Raw genomic sequence first — 16,583 nt, forward strand, 5'->3', positions numbered from 1 at the left:
GCTTGTCAGCAAATCCGCAGGATTTCCGTAGCCCTGTTCACATGAGGCGCAGGCATCGTGGTGCCGTGAACACGCCCCAGACCCCCATGCCCGACGACGACCACGACCCGATCACCGAACCCTTTGCGCCGCCGCGCGGACCGGTGCCGCCGCCCGGGCCCTGGGCGATGAACCCGCAGGCCACCCCGCCGCCATTCGTCTCACCCCCGCCGCCTCCTCCGGTCGCGCGGCAGCGTGCCGGCGTGACGAAGCCGATCATCGTCACCGCGCTCCTCGCGGGACTGCTCGGCGGCGCCGTCGGCATGGGAGGCAGTTCGCTGCTCGGGCACGACGCCGCGTCGGTACCGATCCTCAACTCGCAACCGGCCGCCGCGGCCAATGCCGCCGACGCGCAACCCGGTTCGGTGACGTATGCCGCGAGCGTGGCGTCGAAGTCGACGGCCGACATCAAGGTCCAGACCGCGAACGGAACCGCGGTGGGCAGCGGCATCGTCCTCTCCCCCGACGGTTACGTCCTGACGAACCACCACGTCGTCGCCGGGGCCGGCTCCGGCAGCACGATCGTCGTCACCACCGGCGACGGGCATCAGCACAACGCCACCGTCACCGGGAACGCCCCGTCATACGATCTCGCGGTCATCAAGCTCGAGGGTGCGTCGGGATTGACCCCGGCGACACTCGGTGATTCGGATGCGCTGAAGGTCGGCCAGCAGGTGGTCGCCGTCGGCAGCCCGGACAGCCTGACCAACACGGTGACGTCCGGCATCGTCAGCGCGCTGTCGCGTACGGTGACCGCCGGCGACGCCAGTGGTTCGTCGCTCACCGTGTACAACGGTCTGCAGACCGACACCCCCATCAACCCCGGCAATTCCGGTGGGCCACTGGTGAATCTGCAGGGGCAGGTGATCGCGGTCAATTCGGCGGTGGACACCGGCCAGGCCGCGTCCGGTGGACCGCAGTCCTTCGGGTTGGGTTTCGCGATCCCGATCAACACCGCCAAGCGCATCGCCAATCAACTGTTGCAGGACGGTCAGGCCACCAAACCCGTGATGGGAGTGTCGGGTTCACTGTCGGCGGGCGACCGGACCGAGGGCGCGACCGTCTCGTCGGTGCAGCGTGGCGGGCCCGCGGCAGACGCGGGTATCCGAGAGGGCGACGTCATCACCAAGATCGGGGACACCACCGTCTCCGACTACGCCGACCTCATGGCGCAAATCCTCACCCACGAGCCGGGTGAGACCGTGCCGGTGACCACCGGTTCCGGTTCGGGTGCCCGGACGGTCCAGGTGAAGCTGGGCAGTGCCGTCGACGAGCAGGAGACGACGGTGCCGGAATCCGGCAGCGGATCGGGCGGTTCCCCGTTGCCGTTCGGCGGCAACCCCTTCGGCCAGAACCCCTGACCCGAGCTGCGTCGGATCAGCCCGGCGAGAGTCGTTGGGCGAGCATGACGAGGATGTCGCTCGGCCCGCGCACGTAGGTCAGTTTGTACACGTCCTCGTAGGTGGCGACGCCGCGCACGGGATGACACCCGTGCCGTGCCGCCACCTCGAGGGCCTCGTCGATGTCGTCGACCGAGAACGCCACCCGGTGCATCCCGATGTCGTTGGGCTGCGTGGGTGGCGTCTCGATGGCCTCGGGATGGATGTACTCGAAGAGTTCGAGCCGCCCGTGACCGTCGGGGGTCTGCAGCATCGCCATCTTCACGTGGTTGCCGTCGAGCCCGACCGCCGTGTCGGCCCACTCCCCGCGGACCGTGTCCCGGCCGATGACGTCGAGACCGAGGTCGGTGAAGAAGGCGATCGCGGCGTCGAGGTCACGCACGGCGATGGCGACGTTCTCGAGTGTGATGGACATGGAGGTCACGCTAGCAACGATGGGCGACGGCCATGAGCGTGTCGCGAGACCGTGCACGGCCGGCCGGCCGGGGATGGTCGGGCACTCGGCGCGGAGGGTTCAGCAGCAGGTATCGCTGAGGGATACCCATTGCTGAACCGTCAGCCGCGGTACTTGGTCAGCAGCTCCTGCGGAAGGTGGCACGCGCTCTCCGGATACCGTGCGAGCCGATCCTGGTGCTCGTCGGCGCTTCGCACATAGTTGGTCAGCGGAAGCACCTCGACGGCGACGCGATCCGCGTCGGCCCGCGCACCGATGAAGGCTCGCGCATGTTCGAGGTGCTCCGGCCGGTCGGAATACACACCGGTGCGGTACTTCTCGCCGACGTCGGGCCCCTGTCGGTTCACGCTGTATGGATCGATGATCTCGAAGAGGTGCGAGACCAACTGGTCGACGCTCACGACAGCCGGATCGAACCGAGTCCGCACGCATTCGGCGTAGCCGTCGTACTCACCGTCGAGGGTGTGGCTCATGCCGTTGGCCCGGCCGGCCTCGGTGAAGGTCACCCCCGGCAGCGTCGCGACGAATGCCTGCACACCCCACAGGCAACCGCCCGCGAGGTAGATCTCCTCGTTCGGCGGCACGGACGTCATCGCTTGTCTAGACGTTGAACCGGAACTCGACGACGTCACCGTCTTTCATGACGTAGTCCTTGCCCTCCATGCGCACCTTGCCGGCGGATTTGGCCGCGGCCATCGAGCCCGCGGCGTCGAGGTCGTCGAAGGAGACGATCTCGGCCTTGATGAAGCCCTTCTCGAAGTCGGTGTGGATGACCCCCGCCGCTTTGGGCGCGGTGTCGCCCTGGTGGATGGTCCAGGCGCGGGATTCCTTGGGGCCGGCCGTGAGGTAGGTCTGCAGGCCCAAGGTGTGAAAACCCGCGCGCGCCAACGAGGTCAGACCCGGCTCGTCCTGCCCGATGGAGTCGAGCAGCTCCTGGGCGTCCTCCTCGTCGAGTTCGAGGAGTTCGCTCTCGACCTTGGCGTCGAGGAACACCGCGTCGGCGGGTGCGACGGCGGCGCGCAGCTCCGCCTTACGGGCGTCGTCGGTGAGCACACCCTCGTCGGAGTTGAAGACGTAGAGGAACGGCTTCGCGGTCATCAGGTGCAGCTCGCGCACCGACGCCAGGTCGAACGAATCCTTCTGCGAGAACAGTGTTTTGCCGGTGTCGAGGATCTCCTGCGCCTTCTTGGCGGCAGCGAGGGTCTCGGCCAGGTCCTTGTTCTTGCGCGCGTCCTTCTCCAGACGCGGGATGGCCTTCTCGAGCGTCTGCATGTCGGCCAGGATCAGCTCGGTCTCGATGACCTCGATGTCGGCGAAAGGATCGACGCGACCGTCGACGTGGACGACGTCACCATCGTCGAAGACCCGGACCACCTGGCAGATGGCGTCGGCTTCGCGGATGTTGGCGAGGAACTGGTTGCCCATGCCCTCACCTTCCGACGCACCCTTCACGATGCCGGCGATGTCGACGAAGGACACCGTGGCGGGCAGGATCCGCTCGCTGCCGAAGATCTCTGCGAGGCGGCCCAGGCGGCTGTCCGGCAGTTCGACCACGCCGACGTTCGGCTCGATCGTCGCGAACGGGTAGTTCGCCGCGAGGACGTCGTTACGGGTCAGGGCATTGAACAGGGTCGACTTACCGACGTTGGGCAGACCGACGATTCCCAGGGTGAGACTCACGGGGGCCCAGTCTATCGGCAGCCAGCGCGACGCCCGGCGGGGCGTCGGTCCGAGGAGTCAGTCCCGGTCGAGCAACCCCTTCACCGGGTTCGGGGGATCCTTCGGCGGGTCATCGTTCGGAACACCGACCTGGGTCGTGACCGGTGTGTTCGCGGGTGGCAACGACTCGCCGGCCCGCTCGGCGATCTGCTCGTTCAGGTAGCGGAGCACCACGGCGAGCGAGGCCACGGCGGGAACCGCGAGGAACGCGCCGGTGATGCCGAACAACGTGCCGCCCAAGGTCACCGACAGCAGCACGATCACCGCGTGCAGATCCATCGACTTCGACTGCAACCACGGCTGGAGCACGTTCCCCTCGAGTTGCTGCACCGCGAGGATGATGCCCAGCACGATCAGGGCCGTGGTCAGACCGTTGGACACGAGTGCGATCAACACCGCGAGCGCGCCGGCGACGAAGGCACCCACGATCGGGATGAATCCGCCGAGGAAGGTGATGACCACCAGCACAGAAGCCAACGGGACGCCCAGGATGAACAGACCGAGACCGATCAGCGCGGCGTCGACGAAACTCACGATCGCCTGTGTGCGGATGAAGCCGCCGAGGCTGTTCCACATGCGGGTCAGCACCTCACCGAGGTGGTTGCCCGAGGGCTTGCCGACGGTGCGGTCGAGCCACGGCACGAACTTCGGACCGTCCTTGAGGAAGAAGAACACCAGCACGAGCGAGGTGAACATCGTGATCAGCAGCGACGTCGCCGTTCCGACGCCGCTGAACACACCGGCCGCGATGGTCGACGCGCTCGACTGCAGTCGGTCGGTGATGGTGCTGACCATGTTGTCGAGCTGCTGGTCGTCGACGTTCAGCGGCGGACCCTGCACCCAGTCCTGCAGACGCTCCACACCATCGGTCGCACGGCTCGCCAGTTCGGGCGCCTGGTCGACGACCGACGGGACGATCAGCCCGATCACACCGGCGAACACACCCAGTCCGATGAGCATCATCAGGAACGACGCCGCGGCGGCCGGCACGCCCTTGTTGCGCATCCACCGCACCGGCGGCCACAGGATCGTGCACGCGATGATGGCCAGGAGGACCGGCAACAGGATCACCCAGAACTTGCCGAGCAACCAGAACAGCACCCACAGCGCGGCGGCCACCAACACGATCTGCGCGCCGACCGTCGCGCACGACCGCAGGCCGGTCATCATCACCTGGAGCCGGGTCGGGTACGTCTTCTCACCGCCGCCGAGCACCGCATCGCCGCCGAGGACGGCGTCGGCACCGACCTTGGTGGTGTCTGGTCTTGCGTCGGCGGACGAGTCGTCCGCGCGCTGATCGTCCGAGCTGTCGGTCACCCGAGGATCCTCACACATCGGCATGACAATGCGACATCGACGCGGCGACGGTCGTACGAACATGTGGTCCGTCCGACGACATGATCAGCGGCGGCGGAATTTCCGTCCGAGGTAGCGAACCAGCGAGTTGATGGCCTCGAGTTCGGCGTCGACCTGGTTGAAGACGACCGGGGTGTCGTCGCGCCCGGCGGGCCCGGCGCCCGATCGCGGCGGGGGCGCGGCCGACGACGGAGCGCATCCGGCGGCCGGGGCGGCCCGCTCGGCCCGCGCCGTGATGCCGAGCTCGGTTTCCTCGGCGCAGGCACGCCTGATCGTCTCCGGGCCGTAGAGGCCCATCATCATCTCCAGCCCCCACGCGGGGAGTCCGGACAGGGACTGGTCGTCGTGCCGACTTCTGCGGCGGCCATCGAACCGGGTGGTCATGGCGCCATGCTGCCACAGACATGTAACCCAGATCACACTTTTCGTCCGCTCAGTGGGATGCCGTCGCGATGTCCGATTCCCGCCAGACCGGGACGTCGACGGATGACACAGTGGACGGGTGAGCACAGGCAGCGCAACAGAACCCGACACCGGGGGTTTCGCGCCGGACTTCGACCGGTGTTATCGCGCAGTGCAGGCCCGCGACGCCCGCTTCGATGGTCAGTTCTTCGTCACGGTCCGCACCACCGGCATCTACTGCCGTCCGTCGTGTCCGGCACAAACCCCCCGGCCCGCCAACGTGGCGTTCGTCCTCACCGCGGCGGCCGCCCAGCAGCAGGGTTTCCGTGCTTGTCGACGCTGCGCACCCGACGCCGTTCCGGGGTCCCCGCTGTGGAACATCAACGCCGACATGTCGGCTCGCGCGATGCGGCTCATCGCCGACGGCGTCGTCGAGCGCGAAGGGGTCGACGGACTCGCGGCGCGTCTGAGGTATTCACCCCGGCACCTCACCCGCGTGCTGACCCGGCATCTCGGAGCCGGGCCGCTCGCGCTCGCCCGAGCACATCGCGCCACCAACGCCCGCGTGCTCATCCAGTGCACGACGATGCCGATGACCGACGTCGCGTTCGCCGCCGGATTCGCCAGCGTGCGCCAGTTCAACGACACCGTCCGCGCGGTTTTCGGGCTCACCCCCACCGAGCTTCGACGCCTGCACAGCCGCAGGAAGGATGCGATCGGCACCGATTCCGCCCCGGGAAGCGTCACCCTGCGCCTGCCGTTCCGCGCGTCGTATCGCTGGCCATGGATGCGCTGGTTCCTGGACGCGCACGCCGTGGCCGGGGTCGAATCCGTCGTCGACGCCCCGGACAGTCCGCACGGCTGGCGTTACCGCCGGGTCCTCGCCCTACCCCACCGAACAGCGTCGGCGGAGGTGGAGCCGCAGGACGACCACGCCGTCGTCGCCCTTCACGGACTGGACATGCGTGACGTGGGGGTCGCGGTCAACCGGATCCGGCGTCTGCTCGACCTCGACGCCGACATCACCGCGGCCGAGGACGCACTGGCCGCCGACGCCACGATGCAGCGGCTGCTGCGCCAGGCGCCGGGCCTCCGTGCGCCCGGCAGCCTCGATCCGGCCGAGACGATCATCCGGACCATGCTCGGTCAGCAGGTGAGTCTCGCCGCCGCGCGCAACCAGGTGAACCGGCTCGTCGAGGCCCTCGGCGAACCGGTCGGCGACGCCTTCGCCACCCCGTCCGAGACGGCGACGACAGTCGACGGTCCGTCGTCGAAGTCCTTCCCGACGCCGGGTGTCGTCGCCGCCCGTGGACACGAGGTCCTCCGCGGCCCGCGGCGGCGGATCGATGCCGTGATCGGCGTCGCGGCGGCACTCGCCGAAGGTCGGGTGGAACCGCATGTGGGGGTCGATGCGTCTGATCTTCGTGCCCAGCTTCTCGAGTTGCCCGGCATCGGCCCCTGGACCGCCGACATCGTCACGATGCGAGTCACCGGCGATCCCGACGTCCTGCTCACGAACGACCTCGTGGTCGTCCGGGCAGCCGCCGACCTCGGAATCGATCTGCGGGACACGCGGCACTGGGCACCGTGGCGCTCGTACGCGACCATGCACCTGTGGCGACACCGACTCGACGCCGCCGGACAGGCCGTGTGACGAGCAGTGAGCAGACTCCGACGACCGGCATCTCGTAGCGATCTCTCTTCCGATCACATCCCCAGCGATCCGCAAGGAGCGACAATGTCCGCACCGACCACCACCACCGCCGCCTCCGGGCCCGACACCCCTGAACCGGGGAGTGCCCGATCCATCGGTCACACAACGACAGTCGGCGGCTATGCCACCGTCGCCACTCCCAACGGGGCGTTCACCGTAGTCGCCGATCCCGACCACCGGGTCCTGGCGTCGGGGTGGACCGACGATCCCGCCTACCTGATGGCGCTCGTCCACCGCGCGCTACGCCCGGAATCGGTCCAGCCATCGGCAGCGCTCGGCGCCATCACCGACGCCGTGTCGGCGTACTACGACGGCGATCTCGCCGCGCCGTCGCGGATTCCGGTCGTCCAACGTTCCGGCGGGACCTTCCTCGGTCCGGCCTGGGACGCCCTGCGCCTGGTCGAGCCCGGAAACCCCGTCACCTACACCCGCTTCGCCGAACTGGCCGGTCAGCCGGCGGCGGTCCGGGCCGCGGCAGCCGCCTGCGCGCGCAACGCGGCTGCCCTGTTCGTGCCCTGCCACCGGGTGAAGCGCAGCGACGGAAGCCTCGGCGGTTTCCGCTACGGCCTGCCCACCAAGCAGTGGCTGCTCGACTTCGAGGCCGGCGCGCGGAGCGGCCCGGACGAGCGGAGCGGTTCCGGCGACCAATAGTGCCCGTCGCCCGCGGTCCGGCCGAACTTGTCGGGGGTGTCCGACACCATCGACGACATGACTGCTGCCGCTCTCTCGCTCGTCGTCGGCCTCGCCCTGGGGATCGCCCTGGGCTGGTGGGCGCACGCCGCTCGCAGTGCCGCGACCGTGGCGGCGGCTCGCGCCGAGGTGGAGATGCTGCGCGCCGCCCGCGACGACGTCGCGTCCTCGTTGTCGTGGGCCACCGAGGACGCGGCACGCCGGCAGTCGTCGGCGATCGGCAGCTCGGTTGCGCACATCGTCGAGCCGTTGCGCGCCAACCTCGCCCAGCTCGCCGACGAACTGCGCCGGGTCGAGAACAACCGGATCGGCGCGTACGCCGGACTGACCGAGCAGGTGCGCGGGATCCACTCGGCGTCGATCGCGCTCAACGACCAGACCCGCCAGCTGGCCAACGCGTTGCACAGCCCGCAAGCCCGCGGCCGATGGGGTGAGGTCCAGCTCGAGCGCGTGGTCGAGCTCGCCGGCATGACCAAGCATTGCGACTTCAGCACCCAGGTGTCGGTCACCGACCCCGCCGATCCGAACGGTTCCGGAAACGGCCGGGGTGCCACGACGCTGCGGCCGGACCTCGTCGTCCACCTCGCCGGCGGCCGCGACATCGTCGTGGACGCCAAGGTGCCCCTCGACGCCTACCTGCGGGCGGCCGAGGCCACCGACACGTCCGTTCGCGACAAACTCATCCGCGAACATGCTCGCGCCCTGCGCGCGCACATCGCACGACTGTCCGCGAAGTCCTACTGGTCCGCCTTCGACAACACACCGGAGATGGTGGTGCTGTTCGTGCCGGGCGACGTCGTCCTGGAAGCCGCCGCCCGCACCGACCCCGACCTCCTCGAGTTCGGCTTCGCACGCAACGTCGTCATCGCCACCCCGACCACCCTCATCGCATTGCTACGGACCGTCGCACTGGGATGGCGTCACGATGCGATGGCTCGCGACGCCGCGGTCATCCACGATCTCGGTCTGCAGCTCCATCAGCGGCTCGCCGGGGTGCTCACTCACCTCGGCACCCTCGGCACGTCGCTGCAGCGCACGGTCGACGCCTACAACTCAACGATCGGTTCGGTGGACAGTCGCCTCGGCGTCACCGCACGCCGGTTGGCCGAGCTCGACGCCCTGGGCGATGTCCCGGACGCCCCACGACCACCGGTGATCCACGACACCTGCCGCCCGGCGGGGCCGACCGCCCGGCCTGGGACGGCGCCGGAGGCGGCATCGACGCCCCGGTCCGGGGGTGAAACGATTTCTGTCGAGGACCCGGTACCGTGACCATGTGCCTTTCCCGCAACGTCTCCAAACCGCGGTACCACTGGACCAGCAGTCGGTACTGCCCGCGGTCCGCGGTGTGCCGTGGTGGGGCGCCGTTCTCCTGGCCACCGGGATCACGGGCCTCGGTGCGGCCATCGACGCCGGCAGCAACGATTCGCTGGGCTCGATCTACAAGTTCTGTTACCTCGTCGGATGTGTGATCGCCGCGCTGGCGGTGCGTCGTCGTGCCCTGTTCACCGCCGCCGCGCAGCCCCCGCTCATCGCTTTCTTCGTCAGCATCGTCACCCTGTACGGCCTCAATTCCGAGCAGGCGTCGTCGGGGCTGAAGAGCCTCGTCTTCAATGTCCTGCTCCCCATCGCGGCGGACTTCCCCTGGATGTTGACGACGTTCCTCGTGACCCTGGGGATCGTGCTCGCCCGGTGGTTCCTGACCCGCGAGGCCGCCGAGCCGGCGAAACGCCGGGCCGCGGGTCGCGACAGGGCGGGCCGGACGCCCCCGAGCAGGTCCGCGGCCGGGAGCGGCGATGCCGACCGGCCCTCGGGCCGCGCGGCAACGCATCGTCGCGCCAAGGGAGCCGGCTCGTCCGGAGCCGCCACCGAGGCCCCGTCGGCGTCTCCCGAGAAGAACCGATCGGCAGCGCAGTCTTCGCCGTCGACCAAGGCCGCGCCGGGATCGCGGGCGAAACCGCGTTCGACCGGCGCTCCGGACCGGCCGTCCGCGACGTCCCGCTCGGCGACGAAGGGTTCTCGTACCGCAACGGGCGCGCCGCGACCGACGGTCGCCGACCTCGCGGCCCCCGACCTCACGCCGTCGGACGCCACGCCCGCGCCGCGACGCACGGACATCCCGACGTATGAGTCGGCAACCGACATCCCCCCGGCCGGAGTCGCCGACACTCGGTCCTGAGCCTCAGCTCGTGACGTTGCGTTCCAGCCAACGCCCCAGCCGACGCGCTGCGGCGTCGACGAGCGCGGGCCACTCCATCGCACCCTCGTCCGCGTTGTCGGTGACCGCCTTGATCAGGCGGCAGGGCACGCCGAACTCGGCACTCACGTGGGCGACCGCGCATCCCTCCATGTCGACGAGGTGGGCATGCCGGGCGAGTTCGCGCCGACGAACCGGATCCGCGACGAAGGTGTCCCCGGACGCCAGCACCGTTCCGTCACCGCCGGGTAGCTCCCAGCGGTCGGTCATCTCGTAACCCATCGCCCGTAATTCGGTGCTGCTGATGTCGTGCTCGAGCACGGCCGACGGGAGGAACAGACCCAACTCGGCGTCGCCGCTCACACCGTCGCGCAGGGCCCCCGCGGTACCGATGTTGATGACCTCGGAGACCGGCGCCCCGCCGGCGAGTTCCCGGCTCAGCGCCATCGTCGCGCGCACCTTGCCGATGCCGGTCACGAGCACCCGCATCCCGGGCGGCACATGTCTGGCCTCGGCCCGCGTCGCCGAGACGACGAGGACACCGGGTCGGGGCAGCGCGTTGTGAGTCACGCCGACGATTATGGCGTGTGTCAGCCGCGGGCGAGCGCGGCGGACGCCCGCGCCGCGCGGCCCAGCGACGAGCCGTATCCGGGTCCGTGGCCGGCCGCGTGCACGGCGAGCGGATGCAGTTGGTGGACGTCGACGCGGTCTTGCCAGCCGGGGACGAGCGGGTGCGCGTCTCGATAGCCGTCGAGGACCGCATCGAGGTGCGGGCACCCGAACAATGCGAGCATCGCCAGATCGGTCTCCCGATGACCGCCGTGCGCGGCCGGGTCGATCATCACCACGCCCCGCGGAGTCCACATCACATTCCCGTTCCAGAGGTCGCCGTGGATGCGTGCCGGCCCCTCGTCGTCGTCGAACACGCCGTCCGCGATCAGGACACATGCGTCGCGGACCGCGTCCTCGTCCTCGGTCGTGAGGTTCCCGGCCGCGCGTGCCGGGGCCAGATACGGTTCCACCCGTTCCCGGACATAGAACTCACCCCACGACCGGTATTCGACCGAGCTCAACTCTCGGCGACCGATGAACAGCTGACCGGAGAACGGTGTTCCGTCCGCGTCGGCAGGCGGGGAACCGAACTGCGGGGCGCCCGCGTCGTGCATCCGAGCGAGCGCGGCCCCGAACTCCCGTGCCGCTCCGGGCGATGGCCGACCGCGTTCGAGGCGTTCGAGTTCGATTGCGTCTTCGCTCACCGAGATCACCTGTACGACAGGCGCTCCCGACGCCGACAGCCAACGCAACCCGGCGGCTTCGGCCGCGAAGAAGTCGGGATGACCGCCCCGCGGGCCGCTCTCGCGCAGCGTCTTGGTGAAGGCGGGACTCACCGGGAGGAATGCTCGTCGGTCGCCGTCGCCTCGAGACTCTTCGCACTCACTCGCGCGAGCCGGTCGAAACGATCGTTGGCGACTCGCATCGCGATCTCATACGGCAGTGCGAACTTTCGCGCCCACCAGTACCCGAACCGGATGTCGAACGAGGTGTAGACCATGAAGCGGTTCTTGCGAATCCCGGTCAGGATCGCCGCCGCCGCCACGTCGGGCGACACCGCGACCTTGTGAAATCCGTTGATGGCGGCCTTGACCCGCGGGTTCTCGCGGTCGATGCCGACGATCTCCACGGAGTCGACCAGCGGCGTGTCCACCCCGCCGGGGCACACCAGCGACACCCCGATCCCGTGACGCCGCAGATCGAATCGAAGAACCTCCGACACGCCCCGCAGCCCGAACTTGCTGGCGCTGTATGCGGCGTGCCACGGCAGCGCCAACAGGCCGGCGGCCGACGACACGTTCACGATGTGTCCGCCGCGTCCTCGTCGGATCATCTGCGGCACAAAGTTTTCGATGATGTGGATCGGCCCCATCAGGTTGACGTCGACCAGCTTCCGCCAGTGCCGGTGTTCGAGATTCTCCACCGTTCCCCACGCCGAGATCCCGGCGATGTTCATCACCACGTCCATGACGCCGACCTCGGCGTCGACCTGGCGGGCGAACCCGGCCACCCAGTCGAAGTCCGAGACGTCCCCGGCCACGTGGTAGAGGACCGTTCCGTCGGCCGCGGTGATGGCCGCGACGACCTCGTCGAGCTGATCCGCGTGCAGGTCGGTGAGCACCAGTTCGGCGCCCCGGGCAGCGGCGGCCTGGGCGGTGGCCCTGCCGATTCCGCTCGCCGCACCGGTGATGAGGACCTTGCGGCCACGCAGCGACGGCACCGGGGTGTCCATGAACAGCAGCTCTCTGAGACCCATGACGCGAGGTTAGCCGTCCGCCGCGGCGGACCTCAGCCGATCGACGGATCGCCCACGCCGGATCGGGCCGCGCGCCGGCGACGTCAGCCGATCGGCAGTTTCCCGTCGAAGAGCGCGTAGACGATGGTCAGCATCGCCTTGAGCACTTGTGCGGACACGTCCTGGCCCTGGGTCATCAGCAGCCGCGCCACGGCTTCGGGGTCCTCGGTGGCGAGGAGCTGCTCGACGAATGGGATGACCGAGGACAGTCCGCTGGCGTCGTCCGTCGGCACCGACGGCGCCGGGCCCGCTCCGGTGGCGGCGTTCCCGTTGACGTAGTTCAGGATGCCGTCGGTGATCGCCATGGCGTACTTGACCTGACCGTCCCGGCCGGCGAGCGCCTTGGCCTCACCGGGGTTGGCGAGGTTGCCCATCTCGATGAAGACCGCCGGGACCTTGGTCAGGTTCACCGCGGCGATGTCCGGACGGGTCTGGATGCCGTCGCGGACACCGGCGTAGTTCGCCGAGGGGAACCCGGCCTTGACGAAGGCGTCGCGCATGGTGGTCGAGGCCTTGCGTCCCTCGCCGAACTGCACGCGGTCGACGGTGGCATCCGGGACCGGCAGCGACGGCACGATCATGTGGAAGCCCTTCTTGGACTCGTCGGCTCCCCGCGCCGTCGAGTCGGCATGAAGGCTGACCGCGACCGCGGCGCCCGAGCGGCTGGCGGCGGCGGCGCGTTCGTCCACACAACCGCCCCAGCCGGTGTCGTCCGGCCTGCTCAGGACCACACGAGCCCCCTGGCTCTCGAGGCCGGCCTTCACGAGTTGCCCGATCTGCCAGTTGACCGTGTGCTCCTTGGCGCCGTTCACACCGGTCGCGCCGCTGGTCTGGCAGTCCTTCTTGCCACCGCGCCCGTCCGGCACCTGTGCCCTGAGGTCGTGACCGGCGGCCGAGGCCTGGTGACCGGGGTCGAGGAAGATCGTCTTCCCCGCCAGTGCCGTCCCGCGGGCGGGGGCCGCTTCGGCGGGTGCCGCGGCCACATTCGAGGCGACCGCCATCGACGTGGCGGCCACCATGGCGAAGCCGATCGTGGCAAGGCGTTGGGCTGTCGTCTTTCGGAACATTGCGCTGTCGAGGCCGCGACGCGCCGAGGCGCTGGTCACTTGCCTCACTCCCTCCCGTTGAGTACCACTGGTCACACTGGTCACAGACATAACAGTGAAACAAACGAATGCGGGATTCCGAAATGGTCGTCCTGGGACAACGGCATTTCGTTAGGGAGCTGTGACCTCTCCGATCGGCGTGTCGAGCGTGTCGCGGGTCAGTCCGCCAGGTGCCGCAGGATTCCGAGGATGCCGTTCTCGTCCGCAGCGCCCTCCGGTCGGGCGACGGCGGCCTCCAGCTCGGCGCGCACGGCCGCCTCGTCGAGACCGCGCCCGATCGCGACGAGTTCGGTGGCCGGACGCCGCCCTTCCCAGGATTCACGCATCACGCGCACGAAGCCGCCGACTCCGTGCACGACGAACCGCTGCCGATGCCTCGGTTCGTCGAAATGGACGATTCCCTTGATCCGGAAACACCCATTGGGCGGACGTTCGAGAAATCGCGCCAGGCGCCGCGGATCCATCGGCCGGTCACTGGAGAACGACACCGACTCGTATTCAGCGTGCAGATGCTCGTGGTCAGCGTGACCCGCGTCGTCGAGCAGCAACTCGTCGAAAGCCATCTGGCCGGACCGAGCCTGCGCGACGTCGCGCTGAACGACATCGAACAGGAGCGCCGGATCGATCGCGGCATTCCGGGTCGCCACCCGCGGTGCGGTCGCATTGAGTTGTGCGACAAGCTCTTCGACGACGCGTCGGGACTCATCCGGGATCAGGTCGACCTTGTTGACGAGCACCAGGTCGGCGATCGCGACGTGCGAGTCCAGCTCCGGATGCGTACCGCGCACCTCCTCGACGTGCGCGGAGTCGACCACGTAGACCAGTCCGCCGTAGCGGAGTCGTGCGTCCGCCACCGACGTCACCATCCGGATGAGCGCTTTGGGTTCGGCGATCCCGCTCGCCTCGATCACGATGGCGTCGATCCCCGCGCTCGGACGAACCAGCGAGGTGAGCGCGTCCGCGAGGCCGTCGGTGTCGACGGTGCAGCACATGCACCCGTTCCCGAGGCTCACCGTGCCGTCCGCCTGCGCCGAGACGAGCAGCGCGTCGATGTTCACCTTGCCGAAGTCGTTGACCAGCACGCCCAAACGGGTGCCGGTGCGCCCGGCAGACCGCAACAGATGATTGAGCAGTGTCGTCTTTCCCGAACCCAGATACCCGGCCACCACGACGACCGGAACCGGACCGCGGCGATCGGGGGTCTTCGCAGCGCTCATCACCGGCGGTCGGGTTCCAGACAGTCCGCACAGATCACGGCGAGGTCGCGGCCGTCCCGATCGGGGTGATTGGCGACATTGCTCGTCGGACGACGGCATTCGACGCAGCGGCCGAGCACCTCCGCGTGGTCGGAGAACTCCACGCCCATGCGGTCGTCGAAGACGTAGAGCGAACCCTGCCAGAGCCCGTCGTCGCCGTACCGCTCGCCGTAACGCACGATGCCACCGTCGAGTTGGTAGACCTCGGCGAACCCGCGGTTCCGCATCACCGTGCTGAGGACCTCGCAGCGCACGCCGCCCGTGCAGTACGTGACGATCGGCCGGTCCTTGAGATGATCGAACGCGCCGCTCTCGATCAACGGCACGAAGTCCCGGGTGGTCCGCGCCTTGGTCGTGACCGCGTCGGCGAATCGCCCGACCTCTGCCTCGATCTCGTTGCGCCCGTCGAAGAAGACCACGTCGTCGCCGCGGGCGTCCACGAGCTCGTGCACCTGCTCCGGACTCAGCCGGGTTCCGGTGCCGACGACCCCGTTCTCGTCGACCTCGATCTCGTCCGGAACCCCGAAGGTCACGATCTCGGGCCGGACGCGCACGCTCAACCGCGGGAAGTCCCGGCCCGTGCCGTCGGACCATTTGATGTCCGCCCCCGCGAACCCGGGGTACGCGCGGGTCGTCCTGACGTAGCGTTTGACCGCGGCGATGTCGCCACCGACGGTGCTGTTGATCCCGTGGCGTGACACGATGATCCTGCCCCGGACCCCGAGCGACTCGCACACCGCCAGCTGCCACAACCGGATGGCCTCGGGATCGGGCAGCGGAACGAAGACGTAGAACAAGACGATCTTGGGGGTCGGCACAGTGCAAGGGTACGGAAATCGGCGACCCCGCCCCGAATCCACATCACGGTCCCGCGACCGCCGATTTCTGCGCGTGATCTGCGCAACCGCGGCAATCGGGACTCTGACCGTTTCGGTCGCACTCGCCGGATGCTCCCTGCCGTCGGACTCCGGCCCGTCCCGAATCGTCATTCCGCCCACCGACGAGTTGTCGACGGTGACCGAAATCGAGTCCTCGTCGACGACATCGACCACCGGCGAGGACTCGGCGCGGAATCTGCCCGACTGGACAATCGGGCGAGTCGTCGCAATGGCACCACGCGTCGACAACTCGCGTTTCCACCAGGGCTCGGTGACGGAGGATTCGCCGCTGCAGGACTCGTCCGGTTTCCATTTCTCGACGCCGGATCGGGCGGTGAATTGCTCGACCGGTACCAACGGTTCGTCGGCCCTCGCCTGTCGGATCGATGAGGATGCGGACGACGATTCCTCGGCGGAACGCCCGTCGTCCGACTCGGGCGCCTGTGACTGGGCCCGCGATTATGCCGTCCTGGGACCGGATGGACCGCAGCGCGGTGCGTGCGCCAATCGATATCCCGTTCTGTATCGCAGTTCGATTGTCGACTTCGGTCGCACAATTTCGATATCACGATTCTCTTGTCTCGTTGAGACCGTCGGAATGTTCTGTCTCGAATCGCGTTCTCAATCAGGATTCGCAATCACCCCGAACGGTTACCAAACCATCTATGCAGCAGATCGGGCGCCCGAAGCGTTGGTGAGCGTGTCGCCCGAGGAATCGGACGAATCGTCCCGGCGGACGACCGGGACTGTGCCCACGAGCTAGACCACACCTACTTCGAACCGGACCGCCACTGCGCGTAACCCGCCGTCGAGACCAGCATGGATCCGACTTGTCAACAAACGGACGTGTCTCGACTTCCCTAACGCTATTCAATGATTTATGGTCTAGGCGGGGGTTCTCAGCAAGTACTCATGGTTTGAGGCTAAGCTGTGCACAGTTGGAATAGATCAAAACGGGGGGACGCAGGTTTTCGGGCCTTGCACGTCCGTCTTGGTCGGATGACACAATTCGAGGGGACAAGCAA

16 protein-coding genes are annotated in these 16,583 nt (G+C 68.4%); 5 read left to right on the plus strand and 11 right to left on the minus strand.

The window, feature by feature from the left end; genetic code table 11:
- The first annotated feature begins 41 nt into the window (after positions 1-41).
- Entirely contained in the window at positions 42-1,400 is a 1,359-nt protein-coding gene (locus tag B1818_RS19250) for a S1C family serine protease (RefSeq protein WP_078113684.1), read from the plus strand.
- 16 nt (positions 1,401-1,416) lie between these two features.
- Here B1818_RS19250 and B1818_RS19255 read toward each other — a convergent pair whose 3' ends face one another.
- The 5 genes from B1818_RS19255 to B1818_RS19275 all read right to left on the minus strand — a co-directional run bounded on the left by B1818_RS19255 (position 1,417) and on the right by B1818_RS19275 (position 5,352).
- Positions 1,417-1,854 carry a VOC family protein gene (locus B1818_RS19255; protein WP_078113685.1) on the minus strand — a complete coding sequence of 146 codons (438 nt, stop codon included), beginning with the start codon at positions 1,852-1,854 and terminating at the stop codon, positions 1,417-1,419.
- A gap of 140 nt (positions 1,855-1,994) precedes the next feature.
- Entirely contained in the window at positions 1,995-2,486 is a 492-nt protein-coding gene (locus B1818_RS19260) for a peptide-methionine (S)-S-oxide reductase (RefSeq protein WP_078113686.1), read from the minus strand.
- A gap of 7 nt (positions 2,487-2,493) precedes the next feature.
- Complete coding sequence (ychF, locus tag B1818_RS19265) at positions 2,494-3,573, minus strand: redox-regulated ATPase YchF (protein ID WP_065631064.1); 1,080 nt, start codon at positions 3,571-3,573, stop codon at positions 2,494-2,496.
- Between the two features lie 57 nt (positions 3,574-3,630).
- Positions 3,631-4,929 (minus strand): AI-2E family transporter, encoded by a 1,299-nt coding sequence (locus B1818_RS19270; protein ID WP_065631088.1) that lies wholly within the window; start codon positions 4,927-4,929, stop codon positions 3,631-3,633.
- Positions 4,930-5,013: 84 nt separating this feature from the next.
- Positions 5,014-5,352 carry a hypothetical protein gene (locus tag B1818_RS19275; RefSeq protein ID WP_254859764.1) on the minus strand — a complete coding sequence of 113 codons (339 nt, stop codon included), beginning with the start codon at positions 5,350-5,352 and terminating at the stop codon, positions 5,014-5,016.
- Positions 5,353-5,470: 118 nt separating this feature from the next.
- Between B1818_RS19275 and B1818_RS19280 the strand changes: the two genes are divergently transcribed.
- From B1818_RS19280 to B1818_RS19295, 4 genes are all read left to right on the plus strand, one after another.
- Positions 5,471-7,024, plus strand: a complete 1,554-nt coding sequence (locus B1818_RS19280; protein WP_078113687.1) for a DNA-3-methyladenine glycosylase 2 family protein — start codon at positions 5,471-5,473, stop codon at positions 7,022-7,024.
- 84 nt (positions 7,025-7,108) lie between these two features.
- Complete coding sequence (locus tag B1818_RS19285) at positions 7,109-7,735, plus strand: methylated-DNA--[protein]-cysteine S-methyltransferase (protein WP_078113688.1); 627 nt, start codon at positions 7,109-7,111, stop codon at positions 7,733-7,735.
- A 57-nt stretch (positions 7,736-7,792) separates the two neighbouring features.
- Complete coding sequence (locus B1818_RS19290) at positions 7,793-9,046, plus strand: DNA recombination protein RmuC (protein WP_078113723.1); 1,254 nt, start codon at positions 7,793-7,795, stop codon at positions 9,044-9,046.
- A 4-nt stretch (positions 9,047-9,050) separates the two neighbouring features.
- Positions 9,051-9,953 carry a DUF6542 domain-containing protein gene (locus B1818_RS19295; protein WP_078113689.1) on the plus strand — a complete coding sequence of 301 codons (903 nt, stop codon included), beginning with the start codon at positions 9,051-9,053 and terminating at the stop codon, positions 9,951-9,953.
- A gap of 3 nt (positions 9,954-9,956) precedes the next feature.
- Here B1818_RS19295 and B1818_RS19300 read toward each other — a convergent pair whose 3' ends face one another.
- The 6 genes from B1818_RS19300 to B1818_RS19325 form a co-directional block, all read right to left on the minus strand.
- A complete protein-coding gene (locus tag B1818_RS19300; RefSeq protein ID WP_065631068.1) occupies positions 9,957-10,541 on the minus strand; it encodes a nucleosidase in 585 nt (194 codons plus the stop codon).
- 20 nt (positions 10,542-10,561) lie between these two features.
- Complete coding sequence (locus B1818_RS19305; protein ID WP_078113690.1) at positions 10,562-11,359, minus strand: fructosamine kinase family protein; 798 nt, start codon at positions 11,357-11,359, stop codon at positions 10,562-10,564.
- On the minus strand, positions 11,356-12,279 hold the full coding sequence (locus B1818_RS19310; protein WP_058252469.1) for an SDR family oxidoreductase: 924 nt from the start codon (positions 12,277-12,279) through the stop codon (positions 11,356-11,358). The genes B1818_RS19305 and B1818_RS19310 overlap by 4 nt, the downstream gene beginning before the upstream one ends.
- An 83-nt stretch (positions 12,280-12,362) precedes the next feature.
- Positions 12,363-13,385: an N-acetylmuramoyl-L-alanine amidase gene (locus tag B1818_RS19315; protein ID WP_078113691.1), complete on the minus strand. Its 1,023-nt coding sequence runs from the start codon at positions 13,383-13,385 to the stop codon at positions 12,363-12,365.
- A gap of 197 nt (positions 13,386-13,582) precedes the next feature.
- Positions 13,583-14,641, minus strand: a complete 1,059-nt coding sequence (locus B1818_RS19320) for a GTP-binding protein (protein WP_078113692.1) — start codon at positions 14,639-14,641, stop codon at positions 13,583-13,585.
- The gene (locus tag B1818_RS19325) at positions 14,641-15,498 is read right to left on the minus strand and encodes a rhodanese-related sulfurtransferase (RefSeq protein ID WP_058252467.1); all 858 of its coding nucleotides are present in this window, start codon (positions 15,496-15,498) and stop codon (positions 14,641-14,643) included. Before B1818_RS19325 ends, B1818_RS19320 begins: the two co-directional genes overlap by 1 nt.
- Positions 15,499-16,583 lie beyond the last annotated feature (1,085 nt).

The sequence above is a fragment of the Gordonia sp. IITR100 genome (genome assembly GCF_002009645.1).
Classification (GTDB): domain Bacteria; phylum Actinomycetota; class Actinomycetes; order Mycobacteriales; family Mycobacteriaceae; genus Gordonia; species Gordonia hongkongensis.